The 24631-nt window shown below is 59.3% G+C and carries 24 protein-coding genes and 1 pseudogene; 10 read left to right on the top strand and 15 right to left on the bottom strand.

Features of this window, described 5'->3' with window-relative positions:
- Positions 1-140: 140 nt before the first annotated feature.
- Entirely contained in the window at positions 141-869 is a 729-nt protein-coding gene (locus SIB83_RS04050) for an alpha/beta fold hydrolase (protein WP_413746865.1), read from the bottom strand.
- A gap of 25 nt (positions 870-894) precedes the next feature.
- Positions 895-1851, bottom strand: coding sequence for an SMP-30/gluconolactonase/LRE family protein (locus tag SIB83_RS04055; RefSeq protein ID WP_413403755.1), 957 nt, complete (start codon positions 1849-1851; stop codon positions 895-897).
- 379 nt (positions 1852-2230) lie between these two features.
- Between SIB83_RS04055 and SIB83_RS04060 the strand changes: the two genes are divergently transcribed.
- Entirely contained in the window at positions 2231-2446 is a 216-nt protein-coding gene (locus tag SIB83_RS04060) for a hypothetical protein (RefSeq protein ID WP_413403756.1), read from the top strand.
- Between the two features lie 39 nt (positions 2447-2485).
- Complete coding sequence (locus SIB83_RS04065; RefSeq protein WP_413746866.1) at positions 2486-2686, top strand: hypothetical protein; 201 nt, start codon at positions 2486-2488, stop codon at positions 2684-2686.
- Positions 2687-2988: 302 nt separating this feature from the next.
- Here SIB83_RS04065 and SIB83_RS04070 read toward each other — a convergent pair whose 3' ends face one another.
- Positions 2989-3246, bottom strand: a complete 258-nt coding sequence (locus SIB83_RS04070) for a hypothetical protein (protein ID WP_413746867.1) — start codon at positions 3244-3246, stop codon at positions 2989-2991.
- A gap of 59 nt (positions 3247-3305) precedes the next feature.
- Here SIB83_RS04070 and SIB83_RS04075 point away from each other — a divergent pair, with 59 nt between their 5' ends.
- The 3 genes from SIB83_RS04075 to cysK all read left to right on the top strand — a co-directional run bounded on the left by SIB83_RS04075 (position 3306) and on the right by cysK (position 7119).
- Positions 3306-4487 carry a trans-sulfuration enzyme family protein gene (locus SIB83_RS04075; RefSeq protein WP_413746868.1) on the top strand — a complete coding sequence of 394 codons (1182 nt, stop codon included), beginning with the start codon at positions 3306-3308 and terminating at the stop codon, positions 4485-4487.
- Complete coding sequence (locus SIB83_RS04080) at positions 4484-5971, top strand: PLP-dependent transferase (protein WP_413746869.1); 1488 nt, start codon at positions 4484-4486, stop codon at positions 5969-5971. Before SIB83_RS04075 ends, SIB83_RS04080 begins: the two co-directional genes overlap by 4 nt.
- A gap of 161 nt (positions 5972-6132) precedes the next feature.
- Positions 6133-7119, top strand: coding sequence for a cysteine synthase A (gene cysK, locus SIB83_RS04085; RefSeq protein WP_413746870.1), 987 nt, complete (start codon positions 6133-6135; stop codon positions 7117-7119).
- Between the two features lie 70 nt (positions 7120-7189).
- Here cysK and queA read toward each other — a convergent pair whose 3' ends face one another.
- The 6 genes and pseudogenes from queA to lipB form a co-directional block, all read right to left on the bottom strand.
- Entirely contained in the window at positions 7190-8299 is a 1110-nt protein-coding gene (gene queA / locus SIB83_RS04090; RefSeq protein WP_413403762.1) for a tRNA preQ1(34) S-adenosylmethionine ribosyltransferase-isomerase QueA, read from the bottom strand.
- Between the two features lie 15 nt (positions 8300-8314).
- Positions 8315-10210: pseudogene (locus SIB83_RS04095) on the bottom strand (APC family permease).
- 74 nt (positions 10211-10284) lie between these two features.
- Positions 10285-11640, bottom strand: coding sequence for a dihydrolipoamide acetyltransferase family protein (locus SIB83_RS04100; RefSeq protein ID WP_413403764.1), 1356 nt, complete (start codon positions 11638-11640; stop codon positions 10285-10287).
- 64 nt (positions 11641-11704) lie between these two features.
- On the bottom strand, positions 11705-12148 hold the full coding sequence (locus tag SIB83_RS04105) for a YlqD family protein (protein WP_413746871.1): 444 nt from the start codon (positions 12146-12148) through the stop codon (positions 11705-11707).
- Positions 12149-12220: 72 nt separating this feature from the next.
- On the bottom strand, positions 12221-14164 hold the full coding sequence (locus tag SIB83_RS04110) for an AMP-binding protein (RefSeq protein ID WP_413746872.1): 1944 nt from the start codon (positions 14162-14164) through the stop codon (positions 12221-12223).
- 33 nt (positions 14165-14197) lie between these two features.
- The gene (gene lipB / locus SIB83_RS04115; protein ID WP_413746873.1) at positions 14198-14947 is read right to left on the bottom strand and encodes a lipoyl(octanoyl) transferase LipB; all 750 of its coding nucleotides are present in this window, start codon (positions 14945-14947) and stop codon (positions 14198-14200) included.
- A gap of 11 nt (positions 14948-14958) precedes the next feature.
- On the opposite strand from lipB, the gene hpf reads away from it, so the two are divergent.
- Genes hpf through SIB83_RS04140 form a run of 5 tightly spaced genes read left to right on the top strand, consistent with a single transcriptional unit; the run spans position 14959 to position 19671 of the window.
- Positions 14959-15546 carry an HPF/RaiA family ribosome-associated protein gene (gene hpf, locus SIB83_RS04120; protein WP_413403768.1) on the top strand — a complete coding sequence of 196 codons (588 nt, stop codon included), beginning with the start codon at positions 14959-14961 and terminating at the stop codon, positions 15544-15546.
- A 37-nt stretch (positions 15547-15583) separates the two neighbouring features.
- Positions 15584-16264: a 2-deoxyribose-5-phosphate aldolase gene (locus SIB83_RS04125; RefSeq protein ID WP_413746874.1), complete on the top strand. Its 681-nt coding sequence runs from the start codon at positions 15584-15586 to the stop codon at positions 16262-16264.
- On the top strand, positions 16261-17049 hold the full coding sequence (gene recO, locus SIB83_RS04130) for a DNA repair protein RecO (protein WP_413746875.1): 789 nt from the start codon (positions 16261-16263) through the stop codon (positions 17047-17049). The genes SIB83_RS04125 and recO overlap by 4 nt, the downstream gene beginning before the upstream one ends.
- A gap of 29 nt (positions 17050-17078) precedes the next feature.
- On the top strand, positions 17079-18458 hold the full coding sequence (locus SIB83_RS04135; protein ID WP_413747281.1) for an MFS transporter: 1380 nt from the start codon (positions 17079-17081) through the stop codon (positions 18456-18458).
- Between the two features lie 28 nt (positions 18459-18486).
- Complete coding sequence (locus SIB83_RS04140) at positions 18487-19671, top strand: glycosyltransferase family 4 protein (RefSeq protein ID WP_413747282.1); 1185 nt, start codon at positions 18487-18489, stop codon at positions 19669-19671.
- Between the two features lie 27 nt (positions 19672-19698).
- Here the strand turns inward: SIB83_RS04140 and proC are convergent, their stop codons facing one another.
- From proC to der, 6 genes are all read right to left on the bottom strand, one after another.
- Complete coding sequence (proC, locus tag SIB83_RS04145) at positions 19699-20481, bottom strand: pyrroline-5-carboxylate reductase (RefSeq protein ID WP_413747283.1); 783 nt, start codon at positions 20479-20481, stop codon at positions 19699-19701.
- A gap of 48 nt (positions 20482-20529) precedes the next feature.
- Positions 20530-21105 carry a cell division protein SepF gene (locus SIB83_RS04150; protein WP_413746876.1) on the bottom strand — a complete coding sequence of 192 codons (576 nt, stop codon included), beginning with the start codon at positions 21103-21105 and terminating at the stop codon, positions 20530-20532.
- Positions 21106-21211: 106 nt separating this feature from the next.
- Positions 21212-21865 (bottom strand): YggS family pyridoxal phosphate-dependent enzyme, encoded by a 654-nt coding sequence (locus SIB83_RS04155; protein ID WP_413746877.1) that lies wholly within the window; start codon positions 21863-21865, stop codon positions 21212-21214.
- Between the two features lie 23 nt (positions 21866-21888).
- The gene (locus tag SIB83_RS04160) at positions 21889-22155 is read right to left on the bottom strand and encodes a PipX family protein (RefSeq protein WP_067093917.1); all 267 of its coding nucleotides are present in this window, start codon (positions 22153-22155) and stop codon (positions 21889-21891) included.
- A 17-nt stretch (positions 22156-22172) separates the two neighbouring features.
- Positions 22173-23090, bottom strand: a complete 918-nt coding sequence (locus tag SIB83_RS04165) for an energy-coupling factor transporter transmembrane component T family protein (RefSeq protein WP_413403774.1) — start codon at positions 23088-23090, stop codon at positions 22173-22175.
- A 5-nt stretch (positions 23091-23095) separates the two neighbouring features.
- Positions 23096-24463 (bottom strand): ribosome biogenesis GTPase Der, encoded by a 1368-nt coding sequence (gene der, locus SIB83_RS04170; RefSeq protein ID WP_413747284.1) that lies wholly within the window; start codon positions 24461-24463, stop codon positions 23096-23098.
- Between the last annotated feature and the right edge of the window lie 168 nt (positions 24464-24631).

The raw sequence follows: 24631 nt of genomic DNA on the forward strand, positions 1-24631 counted from the left end.
GCGCAGACGCGGGCATTGAGACTCTTTGCAAAGGCCCCTCACAGCCCTCTCAGATCATGAAGCAGAACAATCATCAAAGTGACAGGAAAAAACAAGGGGAAAATTATCCAGAACTCAGGACAAGTGAGTTACTTTACAGATCAATGTTCGAAGTTCGAATGAAGCCATTGCTCAATGGTGTCGCCAACAGTCTTAGGTCTTTCCCAGATTAAATTATACCCACATGAATCAAGGACTGTCGTTTGGACAGACTTGTATCCTCTGAGGCATTTGAATTGATCATCTGGATTGAGCAGCGTATCTTCAGCGCCTGCTATCGCAAGTACAGGAGATTTGATGCCAGAAATGCAATGATTGACATTGGGATGATCCAATATGGCTTTGGTTTGTCTGAGGAAGACTTCAGGACCGATTCTGTTGACCATTGATGCCCAGCGATTCGCCATGGCATCCCTCGACTCTGCTTTTACAAATCCCTCTGCCACGAGTGGCTTAAATGTGTCCAACGTTTTCCCGGCTCTAATCTGGTCATGGAGGTCTTGCACGATTGCAAGGTACTCCGAAGGCGCTTCGGTCCATGACGAAATCAGCACTAAGCCTTTGACCTGAATTCCCAACCTATTGGCCACTTCCTGAGCAACCCAGCCACCCATTGAAAAGCCAATCAAGAGAAGGGCTGAGTCGGGATAGCGCTGAACAACTTTTGCTGACATTTTGTTTAATGAAGTCTCCGAGGTGAACACTTCACATGTTGTATGAATAATACTTTCACTACTGTCTAGAACATGAGCTAAGTCCAGCATCGAGTCGATATCACAACCGAATCCAGGCAACAGAACTGCCAACGGCTTTGAGTCGCCTGAAGCCATTAAAATTCACATTCCATGAAATGATTTATCGCTCCATGAAGTGAGCAGCAGGCACGCCGTTGACACCAACTTCTGCCATAAAGATATCGCCGGCATGGGGCATGGAGGCCAGGTCTTCCGGGCCAAGATCGTAGGCAGCAGTCGTAATGAACAACCTGTCAAACGCAGGTCCTCCAAAACAACAGGAAGTGACCAACGAACACGGTAGTTCAACTGTTGCCAGATGACTGCCGTTTCTGGGATTCCAGCAGGTCACAGCACTTCCTCCCCAAAGGGCAATCCAGAGCATGCCGTTACGATCAATCGACATCCCATCTGGCGAAGAGTTCCACTCGGAGGGGATTTGAATGCAAATATCTCCGTCACCCATTAAATCACCATTTTCCGCAATCAAGAACCGCTTAACCTGCAGAGTTGGTGTATCGATATAATAAAAATATTTTCGATCTGGTGACCAAGCAAGTCCATTGGAAATGGTGACTCCTTCAATCATTGGAGTGGAATCGAAAGATCCATCTAACCTCCAAAGAGATCCTGCATTAGGCAAAAAATCATAACGAAGACTTCCCGCCCATAACCTTCCCCAGGGATCACACTTTCCATCATTAAATCGATAGCTGGAACGATTCTCCATAGGATTATTCAACGAAGTAATTTGTCCGCTGTCAGGATCAATCATCTTGAATCCATCTGATGTTGCAGCCAATAAATTGCCTTTGCTCGTTGGCACGACACAACCCACATGAAAAACCGTATCTATGAAATGATTATTTTTGGTCTGAGGGTCAAACAAGCCAATACGAGAATCCTCGATATCAACCCAGATCAAAAGTCCACGTTCATCCCACCAGTGGGGACCTTCCGCAAGACGAGCCCCGACCTCAAGAATGCATTCTGCTGAATAAACTTTTACATGTTCTTTCACAATGTCTACCCACTGAAGCCGCAGGCCAATTCTGACAAAACTTTCGAAGCATGTCATGCACGCGAGTGATTCTCCAGAGCTCTCAAGGCAGCCTGCTCGACATTAAGGCTCTCAGTCAATGCAGAAGCCGCGGCGGAGATTATTGGCCCTTTGGTGACTCATCAAAAATCATTGGGCTCAAAAAAACACCCCCTAGTCTCGGAGCCAAGGAGTTATTGCAGAATCCAAATCATTACGCATTGTCCTGATTCAACCAGACCCTTTGATCACAGCCCCTGGCCATGTCTGGCATCAAAAAGCCATGCCCTTCCTCTTTCCAGTGGTTGTTGATACAAAAATCACAAGCTTTGCGTTCTTGGGTGCGTGAATGATCCTGAAGTCATTAAAGACATTTGGTCATCAAGGCTCAGCCCATGCTGATGCTTCAGTTAATTCCATGACTGGAACCATGAACCTCCAGAAGCGCTACACGGTCAGATATCGAAAATCCAACTGGAAAAGGATCGAAAGCTGCTACTACGCAGGTGATGCATTTGAAGCCAAACGTCTGGCCACTGAGGCTGTTCCGTTCATCCGCGACCATCCCCACTCCATTGAGCTGATCCGTTGCGAGGATTCAAAGCAGATTGAGTCGTTCGCTGGAGTCGAATAGCGATTCCTGGCTAGGTGTGATGCAACTGATCCCATCGACATGTACGAAGTCCTGATGGTCGCTCAGCTGCTTACCCAGGATTCTGGGTTCCAGCAGTGGGTCGACAGTCGTGACCCGGAAGAGCTCTGTCAGCTTTACTCAGACGAAATGATTCCCGACACAATGCTCCCAGGTGGTCGTGATTCAAGCCCGTGCGGAGCAGAAACATTCGACAATCCCATGAATTACGTCATCAAATAAGCAATTCGTCCTTGGGTAATCCAGCTTCCGCCAGCACTGTGAAAGCAGACCCGATCCAACAGAACACATCCAGCAATCCATAATTGACTGCCATGATCAGTTTGCATTTATCAAACAGCTTCATTTAACATCTTTATACCAGACTGTTAACCATTTATTCAGCCGATGCCTTCACCAGCAGGAACAACGAAACTATCGAACATCATGCTGATATTGATGTAACAGTGCCTCACTCAGATTGGATGACGACATTGAATTTATTTCTTTGCAACCATTGTTGTTATGGCTGCCTGGCGGGTGTCTCAGCGGATCAGATTGGCCTTGAAAAAGCCGAGTCCAAGACCAAAACCTTTGGGCTTGTCTTCCAGAAATGTGATGGCCAGCTCAAAATCCATCAGTCCTTCCTGCTCGATGAGATCACTTGGCAGCTGCCCCTCACGCTGTTCCAGATAGCGAGCATGAATCTGTTGTTTGTTCTCACCCAGAAACGTGACAATTTCGCTGAGCAGGTGATCACGCCACTCATCCTTGTGGCTTTGTGGCACTGAAGTTTCAGCCAAGGCTCCGGATCACAGGTCGGGCCCGACGCTAACGGCGACAGGCAGCCTGTTTCCTAGCGTTGAGACCTGATCGCGGCCATCACTTGCAGCGCCAAGCTCCAACACCAGCCGATGCCACCCGGGCGATTCATCACGGGGAGAGCTTTGCGGAGGAAACGGGCACCGTGATGCCGCCGATCTACTCCACATCGACATTTGCACACGGAAACCCCGGTGGTTTCGATTACACCCGTTCAGGCAATCCCAACTTCCGCATCCTGGAAGGCGTGCTCGCTTCGGTGGAGCACTGTGAACATGCCACCGTGTTCGGCTCGGGAGTGAGCGCGATCACAGCAATTGCCTCAAGTCTCAGCCAGGGAGATCTGGTGCTCTGCGAGGAAAACCTCTACGGCTGCACCGTGCGCTTGTTTGAACAGGTTTTCGCCAAATTCGGGATCCGCACCGAGTGGGTGGATTTCACTTCACCCGAGGCTGTCTCAAGCATTGCGGCTCGAAAGCCCGCCATGGTCTGGCTGGAAAGCCCCACCAACCCACTGCTCAAGGTGATCGATCTGAGGCAGGTCTGCGCGGCCGCCAAGGCCATCGATGTTCCCGTTGTGGTGGACAACACCTTCGCCACCGCCCTTGTTCAACGCCCGCTGCAGCTTGGAGCCACCCTCTCACTCACGAGCACAACCAAATACATCAACGGGCACTCCGACGCCCTCGGCGGCGCGGTCTGCACCGACGATCCGACCTGGCAACGGAAGATGGTGTTCGCCCAGAAAGCCCTTGGCCTGCAGCCTTCACCGTTCGACTGCTGGCTGATCACCCGCGGCATCAAGACCCTGCCTCTGCGTCTCAGACAACAAATGGCCAATGCGGCCGCCCTGGCGGATCATCTCGCCGACCATGCCCAGGTGAACTGGGTGCGATACCCCCATCGCCGCGATCACCCCCAACACGTGACTGCGATGCAGCAGATGAGCGCAGGCGGCGCCATCGTCACCATTGGAGTGGAGGCCGGCCGCGAGCAGGCCTATGCCGTGTGCAAGGCCCTGCACTGGTTCACCATGGCCGAAAGCCTCGGCGGCGTGGAGAGCCTGATCTGCCATCCCGCCACGATGACGCACGCATCGGTATCGACAGAGGTCAAACAGAAGCTGGGTATCAGCGATGGCCTGATCCGTCTTTCCGTGGGCTGTGAAGACGCCTCGGATCTGGTAGCAGATCTCGACCAGGCACTTTGCTTGCTCCGATGAGTACGCGCGACCTGCTCCGAGATCCCTGCTGGCAAGGCAGCGATCTCGGCCACCCTCTTCCCGATGCCACCCATGCCGTTTCGGTGGCATTGCCTCGATGGAACGATGTCATTGCCTACGAGGAACAGGATCCAGCCTGCCGCGCGGCTCTGCGTGCGGTCTATCCCCGATTCGGTCAGCATCCGCTGGTGGCGGAGTTGGCCGAACGCGCACTGACTGCGTCCGACATTGCCACCTCCAAGGGAGCGAGCAGCTGGCCGTATCCGAACCGCGCAACGGCTGAAGCCGCTCTCGCTCACTGCAGGAAAACGAGGCCTGCAGGAGAAACAGAGCTCACCGGGATTCATGGAGTCACCTGCCTGATTGCCGATGCGGCCAGCACTCCTGCCGCGAAAGCCTTCTGGCAACACACGGGCCTTGGAGCGTCCTCCAGGCAGGCTGCCATCGCCCTCGGTCAAGAGCAGAACGCCAGCGCTTCCGCAGTGGAGAACGCTCGCAGCAAAGTGCTTCGGCGGCTGACGCGGATCTATAGCTGCGAAGGAGATGCGATCAGCCTGCACCCATCAGGCATGTCGGCTCTGCACCGAGCACTTCAACTGATTTCAAGCATTCGGCCCGACAGGCCTGTGCTGCAGATCGGTTTTCCCTATGTGGATGTGCTCAAGCTGCCCCAGGTGGTCTTCAACGGAGCCGAACTGCTGCTGGAAGACAGTGCGGCCAGCGTGAGCGCCGCCCTGGAGCGCATGCAACCTTCAGCAGTGGTGGTGGAGCTGCCCGGCAACCCCCTGCTGCGTTGCATTGATCTGCCAACAATCGCCGAGCTTGCCCACCGGCAGGGCATCCCTGTGATTGCCGACGACACCATCGGCTCCGGGGTCAACATCAACGCGTTGCCCCACGCCGACCTGGTGTTCAGCTCGCTCACCAAAAGCTTCGCCGGCCGTGGGGATGTTCTTGCAGGAAGTCTGGTGCTGAGTCACCACTCGCCCTGGAGAGATCAGCTCGCTGCAGCAGCTCATTCCCTGAGACCACTGGCGGGTCTCGCTGACAACGATCTCATCGCCCTCGACCAGGGCAGTGCAGACGTGATCGAACGGGTGCATCAGCTCAATCGCAACACGCTTTCGATGGCTGAACGCCTTCGCGATCACCCCGCCGTGAAGACGGTGTTTCATCCCGGTGAATGCAGACACTTCAAGGCTCTGCAACGTCCCGGTGCAGGCCATGGTTGTCTGCTGTCCTTTGAACTCAAAGGAGGCACGCAGGCAGCGCGGCAGGTCTACGACGCACTGGCGGTCTGCAAGGGTCCGAGTCTCGGCACAAGCTTCACGCTGGTCTGCCCCTACGTGCTGCTCGCTCATTACGAGGAGCTGGCCTGGGCGAAACGCTGCGACGTGCCATCCCATCTGCTGCGCGTTTCCGTGGGGCTGGAAGAACCACAGGATCTCTGGGAGCGGTTCCTGCAGGCTCTGGAGAGCGCATGAGCAAATCGACGGTTGGCTGACGGCCCAGGTGGCCTCAGCCGACTTGTTATCTGATGCGTTGCACGCTGCTTGATTGACAGTGTTTGAACAAGCTCTTAAGAGCAAGACACCTGAGAGAGAGTCTCACTAAACTGCAAAACTGGCCATTTCTCTACTTCCTCATGTCCCGCGTTTACGCCGATAACAGCCAGGCCATCGGTAATACCCCCCTGGTGCGTCTGAACCATGTCACCAAGGATTGCAAAGCCACCGTTCTCGCCAAGATCGAGGGCCGTAATCCCGCTTACAGCGTGAAGTGCCGCATCGGCGCCAACATGATCTGGGATGCGGAGAAGCGTGGTGAACTCACCGAAGGCAAGGTGATCGTTGAGCCCACATCAGGCAACACCGGCGTTGCTCTCGCCTTCACCGCAGCGGCTCGCGGTTACAAGCTCATCCTCACCATGCCCGAGTCGATGTCGATCGAACGTCGTCGCGTGATGGCTGTTCTCGGAGCTGAGATCGTCCTCACCGAAGCCGCCAAGGGCATGCCAGGCGCCATCGCCAAAGCCAAGGAGATCGCCGCAACCGACCCCGGCAAATATTTCATGCCTGGTCAGTTCGAGAATCCCGCCAACCCCGAGATTCACGAAAAGACCACTGGTCCTGAGATCTGGAACGACTGCGACGGAGCCATTGACGTTCTCGTGGCCGGCGTGGGCACCGGCGGCACCATCACCGGCGTCTCCCGTTACATCAAGAACGGCAAAGGCAAGGCGATTGAATCCATTGCCGTGGAGCCCAGCCACAGCCCGGTGATCACCCAGACCATGAACGGTGAGGAGGTGAAGCCAGGTCCACACAAGATCCAAGGGATCGGCGCCGGCTTCATTCCCAAGAACCTCGACCTCTCGGTGGTCGACAAGGTGGAGCAGGTCACCAACGACGAGTCGGTCGAAATGGCTCTGCGTCTGGCCAAGGAAGAGGGCCTGCTGGTGGGCATCTCCTGCGGAGCCGCAGCTGCCGCCGCCATTCGTCTGGCCAAGCAGGATGCCTACGCAGGCAAGACCATTGTGGTCGTTCTCCCCGATCTGGCGGAGCGCTACCTCTCTTCGGTGATGTTCGCCGACGTTCCGACAGGGATCATTGAGCAACCCGTCACCGCCTGAAGCAAAACGGTGGCAAGCCAGTCAGCCCCGGATCACCGGGGCTTTTTTCATGCCTGGCTGTTGAGCCAGCTCAGGGCGTCACGTCTGGAAGCACTGCATCCGGAGCGATCCACATGGCATCACCGTAGGAATAGAAGCGATAGTCCTCCCGGATGGCGATCTCGTAGAGCTCAAGCAATCTGCTGCGTCCGATCAGAGCGCTGACCAGCAGAAGCAACGAGCTCTTGGGCAGGTGAAAGTTGGTCAGCAGACCCTGCACCACTCGAAAACGAAAACCGGGCTGGATCACCAGATCAACGGGACCCTTCAGAGGTTGCAGGCTGCCGCCTGCAGCAGCGGCAGCACCCTCCAGTGCCCGCACGCTCGTGGTACCCACAGCAATCACACGCCCTCCTCGCCGGCGGCACGCGACTACAGCACTCACCAGCTCAGGAGTCACCTCCACCCATTCGCTGTGCAGACTCAGATCGGTGAGATCTTCGGTCTCTACCGGCCGGAATGTGCCCAAGCCAACGTGCAGGGTCACCGTGGCCAGCTGAACGCCACGGCCGCGGATCGCCTTCAACAGCTCATCACTGAGGTGAAGGCCCGCCGTTGGAGCAGCAACAGCGCCTGGCCGGGAGGCATAGCGGGTCTGATAACGCTCTTGATCCGACTGGTCATGGCGTGTGATGTAGGGCGGTAACGGCACCTCGCCGTAGCGCGACAGGAGCGTTTCGATCGCTGCAGCATCGATGTAATCCACTGGGAACTGAATGATGCGGCCGCCACTGGCACCATCCGCGGCGACCACCTTCAGAGGAATGGGCTCCTGTTCAAGGGCTTCGAGCCAGATCTGATCACCGGGCTTCAATTTCTTGCCGGGTCTGGCCAGACAGAGCCAGCGGCCTTCGCCGCGAGGCTCCAGCACCAGAAGCTCCGCCAGACCGCCACCGGAACGCCTCACCCTCAGACGCGCCCGCAGCACACGCGTGTCGTTGACCACCAGCAGGTCGCCGGAACGGAGTTCCTCCTGCCAGTCCCACACCTGACGATGCATCAGATCCTGCGCAGGCCTGCTCAGGGCAGGTGCCATCAGCAGTCGGGCTGCATGGCGAGGCTCCATGGGTGCCTGGGCGATGCGCTCCTCGGGCAGGCGGTAGTCGTAGGAGCTGAGTTGAAGATCCCTTGGATCCACCACAACGCTTGAGCGTGATCAATCCATGCTGCCTGAGGGCAACCTGCCGTCCTCGCTGGCGAAGCGAGGAACGAAATAGCGCACAATCGAGAACACCCTGCTCTGGTCGGTGGAAAGCGCCTCAAACAGACTGCTTGAGCGCTGGTTGAGCAGAGCCACATCCAGTCGGTCCCTGGGAATGGCCACAGGCATGACCACCGTGGTGGTGCGCTCGGGATGCTGTTGCTCCTGCTCCATCACGAAGTCACAGAAAGGATCCAGCAGCGAGCTGTATGGGCTGTCGAGCAGCACCAGCTCGAGAGCACCGGTGTCTGTGCCCGCATAGCGATCCCACATCTGGCTGAGCTTGCCGGCGTCCTCTCCCTTCTGCACCACCATCACCGCCGTGACCGAATCGGCGAACGAACAGGCGTAGCGCAACGCCTCAAAAGACGGCTGCGTCACACTCGCCACCCAGACAATCGCATGGTGACCGGTGGGTGGATCACGGGGAACCAGCTTCAGTGACGACCCATCAGGGTCCAGGGCGAGAGCAGCGAAGATCTCCCGGTAGCGCCGGCGAATCAAAGCCAGTCCCCAGACCAGCAGGGGGATGGCAATCACCACGGTCCAGGCCCCCTCATCAAATTTGCTCACCACAATCACCACCAGCACAACGAAAGTGGTGATCGATCCGAGCGCATTCATGGCCATCCGCCCCTGCCAGCTCTCTCCGCGAAGCTTCCACCAGCGACAGACCAGGCCCAACTGCGACAGCGTGAAGGCGGTGAAAACGCCAAGGGCATAGAGATTCACCGCCACTGTGGTGTCACCCCGGCAGATCACGATGATCAGCGCCGTGATCGCCACGAGAACACCGATCCCATTCTGGTAAACGAGCCGATCACCCAGCAGCTTCATCTGCACAGGCAGGCAGTGGTCTTCCGCCAGCATCGCCGCCAGACGAGGGAATCCTGAGAAAGCCGTGTTCGCTGCCAGTACCAGAATCAGCAGCGTTGAGATCTGCAGGATCCAGTACAGAACACTGCCGTTGCCGAACACGCGCTGGCCGATCTGAGCCAACACGGTGATATCGGGATTAGGTGCGACTCCATAGATGAAGCCCATGGTGCTGACCGCAAGGAACATGGTCGACAGCAGAACAGCCATCACCAGCAGGGTCTTGCGGGCATTGGCGGGAGCAGGCTCCTGGAAAACCTAAACACCATTGGCGATGGCTTCAATACCGGTCATCGCTGAGCAGCCGGAGCTGAACGCCCGGAGAATCAGGAACAGGCCGATTGGCTGCAGCGCAGCCGTGAGCGGAGGGGCTTCGGGACTCCAGCCGTGATGAAAGGTGAGGTCCTTGAGCCCAGCAACCGTGAGCAGAAGAATCATCACCACGAAGGAATAGGTGGGAATCGAGAACACCCGACCCGCCTCCCTGACTCCGCGCAGGTTGGCCCAGCCCACAAACACGAGCAACATCAGGGCGATCGGAACCTCGTAGGCCAGCAGGGATGGATCCAGCGACGACAGCGCCTGGGTTCCCGCCATCAGGCTGACGGCAGCCGTGAGGGTGTAGTCGATCAGCAGAGCAGCGGCTGCCACCAATCCCACATTGCGTCCGAGATTGTCACGGGCCACCACATAGGAACCGCCGCCATTGGGATAGGCCGAGATCGCCTGCCTGTACGACAGCACCACGATCGTGATCAAAGCGATGATCGCCACGGTGATCGGCAGGGAGAGCCTCAGAGCGGCACTGCCTCCCAGGATCAGAACGCCAAGCGCAGCTTCGGTGGCATAGGCCACGGATGACAGAGCATCCGAGGAGAGGATGGGCAGCGCCTGAAGATTGGGAAGTCGCTCATCCTTGGCACTGGAACGTGGCAGTGGACGGCCAAGCAGGCGTGAAAAGGACGGAACAGACACAGAGCGACCATCACCGCTTCAAGAGTGGCAAGGTTCGCTGTGCTCGGCAGATGAGTGTCGTCCGCTGACCTGGTTCAGATCGCTAGACTTTCAGGACGGTTTTCAATCAATTCCGCCAGATCCTTGAGGAAGGCAGCCCCGTCGGCGCCGTAGATCACACGGTGATCCGCCGTGAGATTGACCTGCATCTGCCGCTTCACCGAGATGGACCCATCCTTTCCAGCCACAACGGCAGGTCTTGAAGCGGCCACCGCGAGAATTGCACCAGTGCCGGGAGGAAGGATGGCATCGAAGCGATCCACCCCGAACATGCCCAGATTGGAGAGTGTGAAGGTTCCTGTGCTGTATTCCTCAGGCTGCAGCTGTTTGCTGCGCGAGCGCTTCACCAGATCCCCCCACTGACGGGACAGCTCATACAGATCGGTTCGATCGGCATGACGCAGCACTGGAGTGATCAAGCCACCGTCTTCCATCGCCACGGCAACAGCCACATTCACCTCGGCGGGATAGCTCATGCCCGCAGCAGTGGTTGCAGCATTCACCTGCGGATGCCGGGCCAGTGTGACCGCAACGGCTTTGGCCAGAAGAGCCGTCATCGTGACGCCCTTGGGCTTCACCTGCTTGTAGAACGCATCGAGTTGGTCGGTGGTGATCGTGTAACCCACCCGGAAACAGGGAACAGCGAGGCTGGCTTCCATGTTGCGGTTCACCGCGCCCTGGAGCGTGTTGAAAGGCACGGTGTCGCCAGGACGGCCAAAGCTGTTTCCGGCAGGGGAGCTGGGAGCCTGGACGGCATTAGCTGTTCCAGCGCTCACTGCAGCGGTGGTGCCTTCCCCGACCAGGGGCACACTGACGGGACGACCGGCGGCGCGCTCCACGTCCTCGGCCTGAATTCGACCATTGGGACCACTGCCGCGGATCCCAGCAAGGTCGACCCCCATCTGAGAGGCCAGTTTCTTGGCCCTGGGGCTCACAATCAGCCGACCGTTGCTGGGGGCTGCGACGGCCGGAGCTGGAGCTGATGCAGCAGCTGGTGCAGCGGCAATGGGAGCTGGAGACGGGGCAGAGGCGGGCGCGGGCGGTGCAGGAGTGGGCGGTGCTGTCGGCGCGCTGGTTGGAGCTGCAGGAGCGGCCTGGGCCGATCCACCTCCACCCGGTGACTTGGCCTGAGCCTCGGCGAGCTCAGCCTCGGTCTCGACGATCAGGCCGATGGTCTCGCCCACAGGAGCTGTGCTGCCGGCGGGCATCAAAACAGTGGCCAGGTAACCCTCGTTGAAGGATTCGACATCCATGTCGGCCTTGTCAGATTCGACCACAAGCACGGACTCGCCTCGGCCAACCTTGTCGCCGGGGTTTTTGAGCCACTCAACGATCTTCCCCTCCGTCATCGTGGAGCTGAGGGCAGGCATGAAGATGTCGTGGGTTGCCAAAACCGTCTCCAGAGGGGCTGACTAGAAAAATCTTACGGGCCGGCATGCCGGCCCCCATCAGCGCTCAGCCCTGCTGAATCGACTCGATCACACCGTCGCGCACCACCACAGCAACCTGCATCTTGCTCACCAGGTTGTCGCCGACCTGAATGTCGCAGAAGCTCTCAAGCTGACCCTGATCCACGATCTGTTCCATTTGAAGCTCGCGAACCTGGGCCTGTTGCTGGAGCATGTTGCGCTTCTGTTCTTCAAGCTCGGCCCGCTTGGCAGCAACCTGCTGCTGCACCTGCGCCACCTGCTCCTGCACACGGGGATCAAGAGGGTTGGCACTCTGACGACGGACATCGTCCACAACCTGCTGACCCTCCTGCTCCAACTGAGCCAGTTGCTGGTCGGTGGTGGCGATGCCGGCGCTCAGCTCTCGCTCGGCCTCTTCCTTCCATGCCGGGGTGACCACGGCACGGATGGTGATGGATCGCTTGATCGACAGAGTGGTGCCGTCGGACATTGGGGCGGGGAATCAGCGCCAAGCGTCTCAGCCCCGCGCCGGATGGTCAACCCGATGCTGGCGCGTGGGCTTTCAGCGGCCATACAAGCTCTCAATCGATGAACGATCCCGTTCAGTGATCCGATCTCGGCGTTGCTTGAGCGTCTGGGTGAGGAGACCGTTCTCGATCGAAAATGGTTCCACGAGCGCCACACCGGCAAGACGCTCATCAGCCCTGGATCCGACACGATCGGCCAGCAACCGGTTCAGCTCCCCGCGCAGCAGCTTGAGCAAGCGCTGATCACCGGGATGACCGCCCAGATCATCACCTGGATGGCAGCCCTGGGCAATGGCCCAGGCCTTGATGGCGTCAGCCCGCGGCACCACCAGGGCCCCCAGTTGGCGTTCGTCCTGCCCGACCAGCATCACCTGCTCGATCAGAGGGCTGGAGACCAGCGCCTCCTCCAGTGGCCCCGGCTCGATGTTCTCTCCGCTGCTGAGCACGATCGTGTCCTTGGCCCGGCCGGTCAGAACAACGGATCCATCGGGGAGAAGCATGCCCAGATCCCCCGTATCGAACCAACCATCGGCATCCAGAACCTTGGAGGTGGCCTCAGGCTTGCCGAGGTAGCCACCCATCACCTGAGGACCACGCACCAGGACCACCCCCCGTTCACGGAACCCAAGCGGCGCCCTGGTTTCGGCATCAACGATGCGGAACTCTGTTTCCGGAAGAGGCAGACCGGAACTGCCGCGGATGTTGCGCCATGGCCTCCGGCAACTCACCACCGGACTGGTTTCGGTGAGGCCGTAGCCGACCAGCAGTTCGATGCCAACCGCTTCAAAGAAGGAGTCAACATGCGGAGCAATGGCCCCGCCTCCGTTGATGGGGTAGCGCAGTTCTCCACCACTGAGCTGCTGCCGCAGTTTGGGCCAGATCAGTTGGGAAGCCAGTGCATGGGCTGGCCAGCGACTGGTTGCCTCTGCCGCAGCCTTGAGCCGGTCGCGCCTGCGCAGCGGTTGGATCATCAGATCACGGCTGCGGCGCCTGGCGAGGGTATAGGCCGTGCTGTTGGCTAGAGCTGCCCTCAACAGACGCTGACGGGATGCAGGAAAAGTCTTGACGGCATCTTCAAAGCCGGCCTGCACCGCTTCCCACAACCTGGGAACCGTGGCCATGATCACCGGTTTGACCCGTGGCAGATCCTTCTTGAGCTGCTTGATCGTGGTGTAATTCTGCGAACAGGCACAGGAAAAGAAGTAGTACTCAGCGCTGCGTTCATAGGAATGCCAGATCGGCAGAACGCTCAACACCGGTGATCCAGGTTCCGGACGGGTGACACAGGCGAGGCTGCGCATCTGATGCAGGAGGTTGGCGTGCGTGAGCGGCACCCCCTTGGGCCGGCCTGTCGTTCCGCTGGTGTAGAGGATCGTGGCCGTGGTTGCTGAAGCAGAAGCGCGGTCCCGACCTCTGACTGGATCAGGCGCGTCCTGGCCATCGGCAAGGGCGAGAAAAGACTCGAAATCAAGCGCTCCGCCAGGAGCAGGCCCTTCAAGCACAAGCACAAAGCGCAGACGCTCCTGCAGCTCCGTCGGAAGCTGAAGACGCTGCAGCAGATCAACGGTCTGCACCACCAGCGCGACGGCCGCCGAGTCTTCAAGGATGTAACGCAGCTCTTCAACTGGTGCGGCGGCCCCGCGCACCGCATCAATGGCGCCTGCACGCATCAGACCCTGATCGGCCACCAACCAGCGCGGACTGTTCTCTGCGAACAGGCCCACAACATCGCCGTTGCCGATTCGCAGACTGCGGAATGCGGCAGCAGCTTGATCGATCCGCTGCGCCAGCTGTTGATAGCTGAGGCGTTCCGGATGGGCGGCATGGGGAGCATCAACCGCCAGCACATCACCGTGATGGGATTGGAGCCAGGGCCAGATCTGATCCACACGGCCGAGGCTTTGAACATGGGCCTGGCGGGCCAGAGCCGCCTGCTCGCGGGAGGTTGCATGCCAGGTGGATTGGGCGGCGGCAGTCACGGGAAAGCTGTGCAGTCGCCCAGGCCTATCACCTCAGCGCTGCATCGGCAATCCGGCTGTTTCAGCACTCGCCATCTCCCGACCGCTGTCCTGCCAGACGAGATCGAAGCGCGCAGCCAGGGCATCACGCAGCAGGGATTGCACGATCTCGATCTCCAGATCAGGAATCCAGTCGCGCAGACGCCCCACCGATCGTCCCTTGAGACCACAGGGCACAACTGACCTGAACCCTTCCAGGTCGCAGGTCACATTCAACGCCAGCCCGTGCTGGGTGATCCAGCGTCGGCAACCAACACCGATCGCCGCCACCTTCCGCTGATCGAGCCAGACCCCGGTGAGTCCTTCAATGCGTTCCCCTTGCAGGCCAAGAGCCTGCAACACGTCAATCACAACCTGCTCAAGCTGACGCAGATACCAGTGCAGATCCGTACGACGACGGCGCAGGTCCAGCACCGGATAAGCCACCAGCTGACCGGGTGCATGGTGCGTCACTTCCCCGCCACGATCGATGCGGTGAAGTGGGGCCGGCGGATGCTCCGGATCGAACAACAGGTGGTCTTCACTGGCGCCGCGGCCGAGGGTGAAACAGCGTGGGTGCTGCAGCAGCCAGACCGCTTCCGCATCGGCTCCGGTTGCTGAATCAAGGAGCAAACGCTCCTGCCAGCGGCGCTGCAGATCCCAGGCCTGCTGAAACGGCACTAGTTGATCCGGCTGAAAAAGAAATGCCGAAGACCCTGCTCCGGAATCCAACGGCGTCACTAGCTTTCCTTTAGGCGCAGGCACCGGAGGGATGCATGAAGCTCTTGATCCATGGTCGCAATCTGGATGTGACTCCCGCATTGCGGGATTACACCGAAACGAAGCTTGATCGGGCGATCCATCACTTCGACGATCTTGTTCAGGAAGCGGATGTGCATCTGTCTGTGGCTCGCAACCCCCGCGTGCCGCAGCAGACGGCAGAGGTCACGGTCTTCGCCAGCGGCACGGTGATTCGCGCCCAGGAACGCAGCGAAAATCTCTACGCCAGCATCGATCTGGTGGCAAGCAAGCTGGCTCGGCAGCTGCGTCGTTTCAAGGAACGGCACAGTGACCACCACCACAGCCATGGTCACCGAGCCACGGAGACCCCAACCACTGAAGCGGTACTGGACGACAGCCCCATCGACGGTTCACTGATCGAGGGGAAGGAGGCTCAGCTGCCCAGCCCCGGAGTACGGCGCAAGTACTTCGCCATGCCGCCGATGACGCTGGATGACGCCCGGACCCAGCTGGATCTCATCGACCACGACTTCTATCTGTTCCGCGACAGTGAAAGCGGTGAGCTGCAGGTGATCTATCGGCGCAACCACGGTGGCTATGGCGTGATCCAGGCACGCAACTGAACCTTTCATGGCGGGTTGATCCGTCGTTTGCTCAGCGATGACCAAGTCACCGCGCCGGCAGGAGCTGCCGGACATCCCCCCTCTGATCCACCAGGCCCTGCTCAATCCACTCCTGCAGGAGGAGGAACTGCTCACGCTCTGCGACGCCGCCAAGCAGCTGGGGTTCGGCGGCGTCTGCGTCAGCCTCATTCACCTCGAAGCCGTGCGCAGGCGCCTTGGCGGCCACGGACCGGTGAAACTGATCGCCACCGTGGCTTTTCCCTTCGGAGCACTGCCCACTGAGCTGAAACAGGCCCAGGCCGAATGGGCTGCTGCCCGTGGAGCTGACGTTCTCGAAGTCACGCCGGACTGGTCGGCACTTGTGAACGGACGTGCCAACAGCTTCGCCGAGGAGCTAGCGGCGATCGCCGCGCTCGATCTGCCCATGAACGTGGTGCTGGACATCAATCAGCTGACTGCAGCGCAGCTTGCTCTGGCTGCGGAGGCCGCCGTGGATGCCGGCGCTGCATCACTTCAGGCCGGCAACGGTTTTGGTGCCGCAGTCTCGGCCGATCAGATCAGGGAGCTGCGCCATCTCACCCGAGGGCGTTGCGGCATCAAGGCCGCCGGTGGGATCCGGGAGCTTGAACACGCAGTTGATCTCGTGGGTGCAGGCGCCACCGCGCTGGGCACCGGTCACGGTCCGGCGTTGATGAAAGCCCTGCGCCAACCTCGATGAGTGGGGACAGGCGCATGACGGGACTGGCCCTCAAGGTGGGGCCCCTCGGGGAGCATGACCGGCTGCTGACGCTGCTCAGTGATGAAGCGGGGGTGGTACGACTGGCGGTGCCGGGAGCTCGAAAACCACGCAGCAGCCTCGCCGCTGCAGTGCCACTCACCCTGCTGGATCTGCAGGTGGTGGGTCGTCGCGGCCTGAAGAGAGTGCGTCAGCTGCAGGTCGTGCACAACTACGGCGGTGTCGGCAGACAGCTGGAAACGCTGGCAGCGGCTCAGGCCCTGGCGGAACTGGCGATCGCGCTTGTGAGCGACAGCGATCCTGTTCCCGGAATGCTGGACACGGTGCTGATCCATCTCAAGAGTCTCGAGACCCTCAGTCGAGCCACCCAGCCGGACGCCGATCTCTGCCTGGCCATGCTTGTGCAGGCGGGAGTCCATCTGCTGGCGCTGGGTGGCTACGGAATTCCACTGCAGATCTGCTGTCGCACAGGAGCAGAGCTGGCACCTCCGATCGGGCAGTGGGAATGGCGATGCAGTCTGCTGCCTGAAGAAGGGCTGGCAATCGGCTCTTTACCGGGCGCCACGCTTCAGTTCAATCCATCGGAGCTGGCTCTTTTGCAACGGTTGCCCAGGGCGGAACTGCCCCGAAAACGCGATGGCGAACTGATGGGGCCGCGTGCGGTTTGGCTGAAGCTACTGGCCGTCCTGGAATGCTGGTGCCGAGCCCATCTACCCCGCCCCGTGCGATCGCTGGAGATGGTCGGCAACTGCATGCCATCGCAGTGAGCGATCATGATCCCGTCATTGCTGGAACATTGAGCGGATCCCACCTGAACAGTCCAGAACCGGTCTTACCCACCGGCAACAATCCGGAGGGAGGCAGAGGGCTCCAGGCAGTGCTGCGCCTGAGCGACTTCCGCAAACTCTGGATCGGCCAGATTTTCTCTCAGCTGGCGGACAAGTTCTACATCGTGCTGATGGTCTTCCTGATCGATCAGCACCTGCTGCTCACATCTCAGCAGAACGGTGTGCTTGCGGAGGTGGCGTCCGACTACGGCCTCGATATCAGCACCCGCACACAGGTGATCACCCTCCTGGCAACGGGGATCTTCGTGGCGAACACACTGCCGGCGATGGTCCTCGGCAGTGTGGCGGGTGTGTGGGTTGACCGTTGGCCGAAACGGCGCGTGATGGTGGCCTCGAACGGTCTGCGGGCGCTGATGGTGATGCTGACCCCCCTGTTCCTGATCCCAGGTCCCCTGATCCTTGGACTGCCCTGGGGCTACTGGGGGCTGATCGGCATGACGTTTGTCGAATCGATCCTGACGCAGTTTTTCGCACCCGCCGAACAGGCGGCCATCACGCTGCTGGTGCCTGGCGAACACCTGCTTGCGGCAAATTCGCTTTACCAAACCACCAGCATGGGAGCCACGATCGTTGGCTTCGCACTGGGAGAGCCGATCCTCAGAGGTCTGAATCACCTCTTCAGCGCGGTGGGCGTGCGCGGTGGTGAATTCATCCTGCTGCCGTTTTGTTACGGCCTGGCAGCCCTGAGCCTGCTTGCAGTCCGTCACCGGGAACAGCAGATCCAGAACAATGGTCGATCGGTCTGGCACGAAATCGGTGAAGGGCTTCAGGTGCTGAAGCGCATCCCCACAGTGCGTAACGCCATGGTGCATCTGGTGTTGCTCTACAGCCTGCTCGCGGCGCTCTACGTGCTGGCCCTGCAGCTGGCAGGCCTGATTCGCACCCTTGGGCCTTCCGGTTTCGGAATGCTGCTTGCCATGAGCGGACTGGGCATGGCCCTTGGCGCCGTGATGATGGCCCAGCTTGGCCATCACTTCAGCCGCCGTCGACTCACTGCAGCAGGGCTGGGGCTGATCACCTTCTCACTGGTTTTACTCAGCCAGTTCAAGGGCTCACTCAACAGCACCCTGGCTCTCTGCGGGATCCTCGGGGTCGGAGCGGCACTGGTCGCCATTCCGGCCCAGACAACCATCCAGGAGGAAACTCCTGAATCCCAGCGGGGAAGAGTGTTCGGCCTTCAGAACAACCTGATCAACATCGCGCTCAGCCTGCCGCTTGTGCTGGCAGGCACTCTGGTCAGCAGCATCGGGCTCAGTCCCGTGTTGTGGTTGCTCGCTCTGTTCGCTCTCGTTGCCGCCCTGCTCGAACGGCCCTGGCAGCGCTGCTAGCGTCAACCATGGCTCGTGAACGGTGGCGGTGACGCATATTGCCTGGCTAGGCAAAAAAACTCCGTTCTGCGGCAATGTCACCTATGGGCTCAGCACAACGGAGGCCCTGAGGGCAAGGGGTCATCAGACCAGTTTCATTCACTTCGACAATCCGAAGGCTCCCGGCAGCGGCACATCGCTACTCGCCAATGATCCGGATGTGAGTCTTCCCTACCTGGTGAAATCGCAGGTCTACACAATTCCTTCACCAGGTGCCCAGCGCGAGTTGAGGGAATCGCTGGAACGCCTTCAACCCGATCTGGTGCATGCAAGCCTCACGCTGTCGCCACTGGATTTCCGACTGCCGGAGCTCTGTCAGCAGCTTGGGGTTCCCCTTGTGGCGACCTTCCACCCCCCCTTCGATGCAAGCCTGCGCAATCTGACTGCAGGCACCCAGCAGCTCACCTACCAGCTGTATGCGCCGGCCCTTTCCAAGTACGACCGGGTCATCGTGTTCTCTGATCTACAGGCTGAATTCCTGGCGCGCCTGGGCGTGCGTGAAGATCGTCTGGCGGTGATCCCCAATGGAGTGGACACCAACCAGTGGTATCCCACAGCCCCGCAGAAGGAATCGGGCATCGCACCGGCAAAAGGCACTGCAGTGCATCAGGTGCGGTCCCGTCTGGGACCGGAGAGAGTCTTCCTTTACCTGGGGCGCATCGCCACGGAAAAAAACGTGGAGGCTCTTCTGCAGGCCTGGCGCCTGGTGAACATGGATGGCTGTCGCCTGGTGATAGTCGGCGAAGGGCCTCTGCGCAGCACTCTTCAGAACAGTTACGACGAAGACGTGTTCTGGTGGGGCTATGAATCGGATCTAGCCACGCGCATTGCCTTGCTCCAGTGCGCCGAAGTGTTCATTCTTCCCTCTCTCGTGGAGGGTCTTTCACTGGCACTGCTTGAAGCCATGGCCAGTGGCTGTGCCTGTGTGGCAACGGATGCTGGAGCTGACGGAGAAGTGCTGACCAGTGGAGCAGGAATCGTGATGAGCACCCTTGGAGTGACCAGTCAGTTGCGCACCCTGCTACCAGTGCTGCGCGATCAACCCGTGCTGACGGGCGAACTTGGTCGACAGGCCCGCCAAAGAGTTCTGCAGCGCTACACGATGAGCCGCAACATCGATTCACTCGAAAGGCTCTACGGGGAGCTGATCCGCAGAGCACCCCTGGCAGCCTGAACTCATGTCATGGAGCGCTAGCTCAGTTCAGCGCAAAAGCCTTCCATGCTCCGTGGCCGCGACCACCGCCTCGATCAAAGCAGTTCGAACACCGGCTTGTTCCAACTTGCGAAGAGCCGCCATGGTCGTGCCTCCAGGTGAGGCAACCATGTCTTTGAGCTGAGCTGGATGGAGCTGCTGCTGATCAAGCAATTCAGCAGTGCCGGCCAATGTCCGATGAGCCAGATGATGGGCCAGATCACGCGGCAAACCAGCAGCCACTGCGCCATCAGCCATGGCTTCAGCCACAAGAGCCACATAGGCAGGGCCTGAAGAGGTTAGTGCCAGAAACGCATCCAACTTCGACTCCGGCAGCTCAAGTACCTCGCTCACAGGCTCAAAGGCTTCCTTCACCCAGTGACGCTGCTGCGCAGTAACCCCTTCTCCCCATGTCAGACCACACAATCCTTCCCCCACCAGGCAGGGCGTGTTGGGAACAGCACGAACACAGACCCGACCAGGGAATTGTTTTTGGAGACGCTCAAGGGTGACCCCCGCCAGCACAGAGATCAGCAGAGAAGACTGTCCGGATTGAGGTGGCCCAACGCTTTCAGCCAGAGCATCAAGCTGCTGCGGTTTGACGGCCAACAACTGAACCGATGCCTTCCAGGCATCCATCGCTCTGGGATCCGACGCCGTGACAAGGGTCAGACCATCCGGCAAAGCAGGAGTCAACCGAGCAACAGAAGCATCACTGCCGACAACGCCGATCACATCGGCTGACTGAAGCTTGCCTTTCTCAATCAGAGGAAAGATCAAGGCCTGGGCCATGCGGCCCAAACCGATCACACCAACAGAACCGGTCACCGAAGCGAGGACTCAAAGAGCCGCAGCATCGGAAACCGCCCAGGCAGGTGCAGGGGCGACGCTGCTCTCGACAGAGGCCTGCTCAACATCCTTGGTGACAACGGTGGGAGTGGGGCTTTCTTCCTGACTGGCGTTGGTCACGGTCACGCAACTCGGTGCAAACAGGAAGATGCTCTCGCCAACACGCTCCTGATGACCATCGATGGCGAAGGTTCCACCGGCAACAAAATCAACAGCTCTCTGTGCCTGATCAGGCTCCATCATCGTGAGGTTCAAAATGACAGTTTTGCGTTCACGCAAAGCCTGAATCGCCCTGGGCATTTCATCAAAGCTGCGCGGCTCCATCAGGGAAACTTCTGCTGCACCGGAACTGATTCCAGGCATCCCGATCACATTCGAGCCGGTGAAATTCTGATCCATCTCAAAGGGATTGGATGCATCCAGAGGAGCGAGAGCGCTGCTGTTCACAGATGACATGCTCTGCATGTTGTCTTCTTGCTCGCCCGTGTCGTAGTCGAGCTCGTCATAATCGCCGTCTAGATATTCATCGCCAGCAACGACCGCACGAAGACGAGAAATCAACGACACTGGAAAACCGCAAAACCTTGACCCTGAATAGCGCTCGACGGAGTTGTGAGCAAGCGTGTCCAGATGAATTGATGTCCATCTGATTACTTTGATTGTGTGGTTGTGTTCAGGGCGTCACAGACGGACGCTCACCAAACAGTGCGGACCCCACACGAACCCAGGTCGCCCCTGCTGCCGCGGCCTGCGGCCAGTCACCGCTCATTCCCATCGAACACTGCGTCAGATCCAGCTCATCCGCCAGATTGCGGCAAGCCCTGAACAGGTCCTGCCGCTCAGGGATGTCCAGCCCCAACGGAGCCATGGTCATCAGTCCGGCAACATTCAGGCCGGGCAACTGGCGCAGCACCGGCCAGGCCTCTTTCAGTGATTCCGGGTCCCATCCCCCCTTCGAGGGATCAGACCTCAGCTTCACCTGGAACAGCACCGATGGGTAACAGCCCTCCTCCACGGCGATTCGGGATGAACGCTCAGCCAGGGCCATCGAATCGATGGAATGAATCCAGCTGAAGGCTCTGACCACGGCACGCACCTTGTTGGCCTGCAGGCGACCAATGAAATGCCAGCGCAAATCAGTGAGGTCCGAGAGAGCCTCCTGCTTGGGCAAGGCCTCCTGAACACGGCTCTCACCGAAGTCGAGCTGACCACAGACTGCAAGCTCTCGAATGGCTGAAGCCGGCTGCATCTTGCTCACAGCAAGCAGATTGACTCCCGGCGGGAGACGCTGCTGCAGTTGCTGCCAGCGGCTCTGAATCTCCGTCACTCGAGCTGTCCGTCTTGCATGGGTCAGATGAAGGTCTGATCGAACAACTGCTTCCAGCTGCCGTAATCCTCCGATGCATCCCGGCGGCGCCTGGCGAGGTTCAACTCGGCGTGATGACGAGCATCGAGATAGGGAATCACCTCGAACTGAGCACCTCTTGGTTGAAGGGTGACAAGAAAAAACATGCGCTGGGCGTACAACGTGGCGTACACATCTCGACCTTCCCCGGCAGGGGCCACTCTGTAGAGCATCCCAAAGGTGGGGTGATTGAGATAACCCTCAGCGCTCACAGACCTGAAAACGGTGATCAGAGAGCACCGTACCTTCCGCGCAGAACCAGAACAGTGACAAGCCCCACAGCGGCAACCCCGTTGAGAATGCTGCGGGCAACACCCTTCGAGGTCTGCTCCGGACGAAATGCATCAGCGGGCAACCAGGTTCCGCCTCGAGCGAGCAGCGCTTCCGCGCCCTGTTCGGCACGCAAAAGAATGTTGGCCAGGAGGCGCTCTCCAACAGAAAGCACCAGACCGAAGGAGGCTTTGAAACCGAGTCGGCGCAGGTTGACGGCACGACTGGCAAGCGAGCGCAACAGGTTCTGGAGCTCCTCCTGGACCAACGGCAGAAAGCGAAGTGCCAGCAGCAGCTGAAAACTGAGCCGATCAATCGGCACTCCAAGACGAGCCAGGGGAGCCAGCCACCAGCTGAGTGACCACATCAGCTCCTCACTGGGGGTGGACAGCAGCATCAGATTCACGCTGTGGACAACGGTCACGATCAAGGTGGCGCTGTTCAACCCAAGTTCAGCCGAGCGACGATCGACCACAAGCGGCCCCAGCTTCAGGGATCCCAGCTGAAGGGGCCCCAGGCGAACCAGCTCCCAGGAAGGTGACGTGAGCGCGAGGCCTGGAATCTCCGCCGGTGGCCTCAGGTTCAGGCTGGCTCCAGGATCGCCGGTCGGCAGCAGCATGGCCAGCAATCCGACCGCACAACCAAGAACGCTGACCAGCAACAAGGAACGCCACCACAGTCGCGCCGGCAAACCACTCACCAGGGTGATCAAGAGCAGGGCCAGCACAAGTGCAACTCGCCAGAGCGGACCTGCCAGCACAGGGGTGAGCAGAAACACCAGCACCCACAACAGCTTCAGGCGTGGATCCAGCTGACGCAACCAGCCTCCGGCACCATCCACGTACTGCCCGATCGGTATCTGCCTCAGCCAATCCATGCCGCTCAGCCCTGGTGGTTCTGCTGCCTGGCCAGATCCTTTTCAGCGTCCCGCTGCTGCTTTCCACGCCAGAACAGCTTCAAGGGAGTGCCGTCGAATCCGAGCCCTTCACGAATCTGACGTTCAACGTATCGGCGGTAGGTATCTCCGAAAAGCTTGGGTTCATTCACGAAAAGAGTGAAACTCGGTGGTCTGGTCGCGACCTGAGTGCCGTAATAAAGCCTGCCCTGACGACCGCCCCGGGTTGTCGGCGGGCTGCGCCAGCTGAGAGCTTCCTTCAGCACTTCGTTGACTACAGAGGTGCTGACACGACGACGGTGCTGCTCCACGGCGAGGACAGCGAGGGCGAAAATACTGTCGACACGCTGGCCGGTGAGAGCTGAGGTGAACAGCATCGGAGCCCAGTCGAGGAAATACAGCTTGGAACGCAGTTCTTTTTCCATGGCAGACATGGTGTGGCTGTCCTTCTCCACGGCATCCCATTTATTGACAACGACCACACAGGCCCGACCGTCCTCTTCGATGCGACCAGCGAGGCGCTGATCCTGCTCGGTGACACCATCCAGCGCGTCGATGACCAGCACGCAGACATCACTGCGTTCAATCGCCTTGAAACTGCGGTTGATGCCGAAGAATTCAGGACCGTAATTGACGCTGCGGCGCCGACGGATCCCAGCGGTGTCGACCAGGCGCCAGGGGCGGTTTTCACGCACGATGCTGGTGTCAATCGTGTCGCGTGTTGTTCCTCGAATCGGACTCACAATGGCCCTCTGCTCGCCGCAGATGGCATTCAGAAGGCTTGATTTACCGACATTCGGACGACCGATGATGGCCATCTGAATTGGCTCTTCCTGATCGCCCTCCTGATCCTTCGGAGGCAGGAAGGTGAGAACGCGATCCAGGACCTCCGCAGTCCCTGCCCCATGAATGGCGGAAATGGGGTAAGGCTCTCCAAGCCCAAGGCTCCAGAACTCCGCAGCCATGGCCAGACCCTGATCGGGCGACTCGCACTTGTTCACCGCAAGCAACGTTGGGCACCGCTGACCACGCAGAAACTCCGCGATGGCCTCATCCGATGCCGTGAGGCCCTGCTGACCGTCAACGATCACCACAGCGACACTGGCCTCCTCAAGCGCAAGCGAAGCCTGCTCACGGATTTCAGGAAGAAATTCACTGTCGTCGTCGAACACCAGTCCACCGGTGTCAACCACCTTGAATTCACGGTCCCCCCAGTAACCATCCTGGTAGGTGCGATCACGGGTGACACCCGGTTGGTCATGGACAATCGCCTCCCTGCTGCGGCAGAGACGATTGACCAGCGTGGACTTGCCGACGTTGGGACGCCCGATGATCGCGACGACGGGACGCGCCAAGAAGGTCCACAGCAGGAACAGCCTTGACAGTACAGAGGCGCCTGTCGTTGGGATGAGGAGTGGGACGAGCAACAGAAGCGGGCGTCGCTCGACTTTTCATTTCGCCGAAAGGAATGGGAATTCTTTCCGAGCGAGACCAGTGAGACTCAGGCGAGACGGCTAGCCATG

This window comes from Synechococcus sp. MIT S9507 (genome assembly GCF_047304715.1).
In the GTDB taxonomy this organism is placed as follows: Bacteria; Cyanobacteriota; Cyanobacteriia; order PCC-6307; family Cyanobiaceae; genus Synechococcus_C.

Bases quoted from the DNA above. Each gene is read 5' to 3' on its own strand.
- proC (WP_413747283.1), bottom strand. From the start codon at position 20,481: ATGGCCCAGGCCTTGATCTTTCCTCTGATTGAGAAAGGCAAGCTTCAG.
- cysK (WP_413746870.1), top strand. From the start codon at position 6,133: ATGTCCCGCGTTTACGCCGATAACAGCCAGGCCATCGGTAATACCCCC.
- SIB83_RS04065 (WP_413746866.1), top strand. From the start codon at position 2,486: ATGTACGAAGTCCTGATGGTCGCTCAGCTGCTTACCCAGGATTCTGGG.
- recO (WP_413746875.1), top strand. From the start codon at position 16,261: ATGAGTGGGGACAGGCGCATGACGGGACTGGCCCTCAAGGTGGGGCCC.
- SIB83_RS04060 (WP_413403756.1), top strand. From the start codon at position 2,231: ATGACTGGAACCATGAACCTCCAGAAGCGCTACACGGTCAGATATCGA.
- SIB83_RS04105 (WP_413746871.1), bottom strand. From the start codon at position 12,148: ATGTCCGACGGCACCACTCTGTCGATCAAGCGATCCATCACCATCCGT.
- SIB83_RS04050 (WP_413746865.1), bottom strand. From the start codon at position 869: ATGGCTTCAGGCGACTCAAAGCCGTTGGCAGTTCTGTTGCCTGGATTC.
- SIB83_RS04125 (WP_413746874.1), top strand. From the start codon at position 15,584: ATGACCAAGTCACCGCGCCGGCAGGAGCTGCCGGACATCCCCCCTCTG.
- SIB83_RS04055 (WP_413403755.1), bottom strand. From the start codon at position 1,851: ATGACATGCTTCGAAAGTTTTGTCAGAATTGGCCTGCGGCTTCAGTGG.
- SIB83_RS04165 (WP_413403774.1), bottom strand. From the start codon at position 23,090: ATGGATTGGCTGAGGCAGATACCGATCGGGCAGTACGTGGATGGTGCC.
- hpf (WP_413403768.1), top strand. From the start codon at position 14,959: ATGAAGCTCTTGATCCATGGTCGCAATCTGGATGTGACTCCCGCATTG.
- SIB83_RS04080 (WP_413746869.1), top strand. From the start codon at position 4,484: ATGAGTACGCGCGACCTGCTCCGAGATCCCTGCTGGCAAGGCAGCGAT.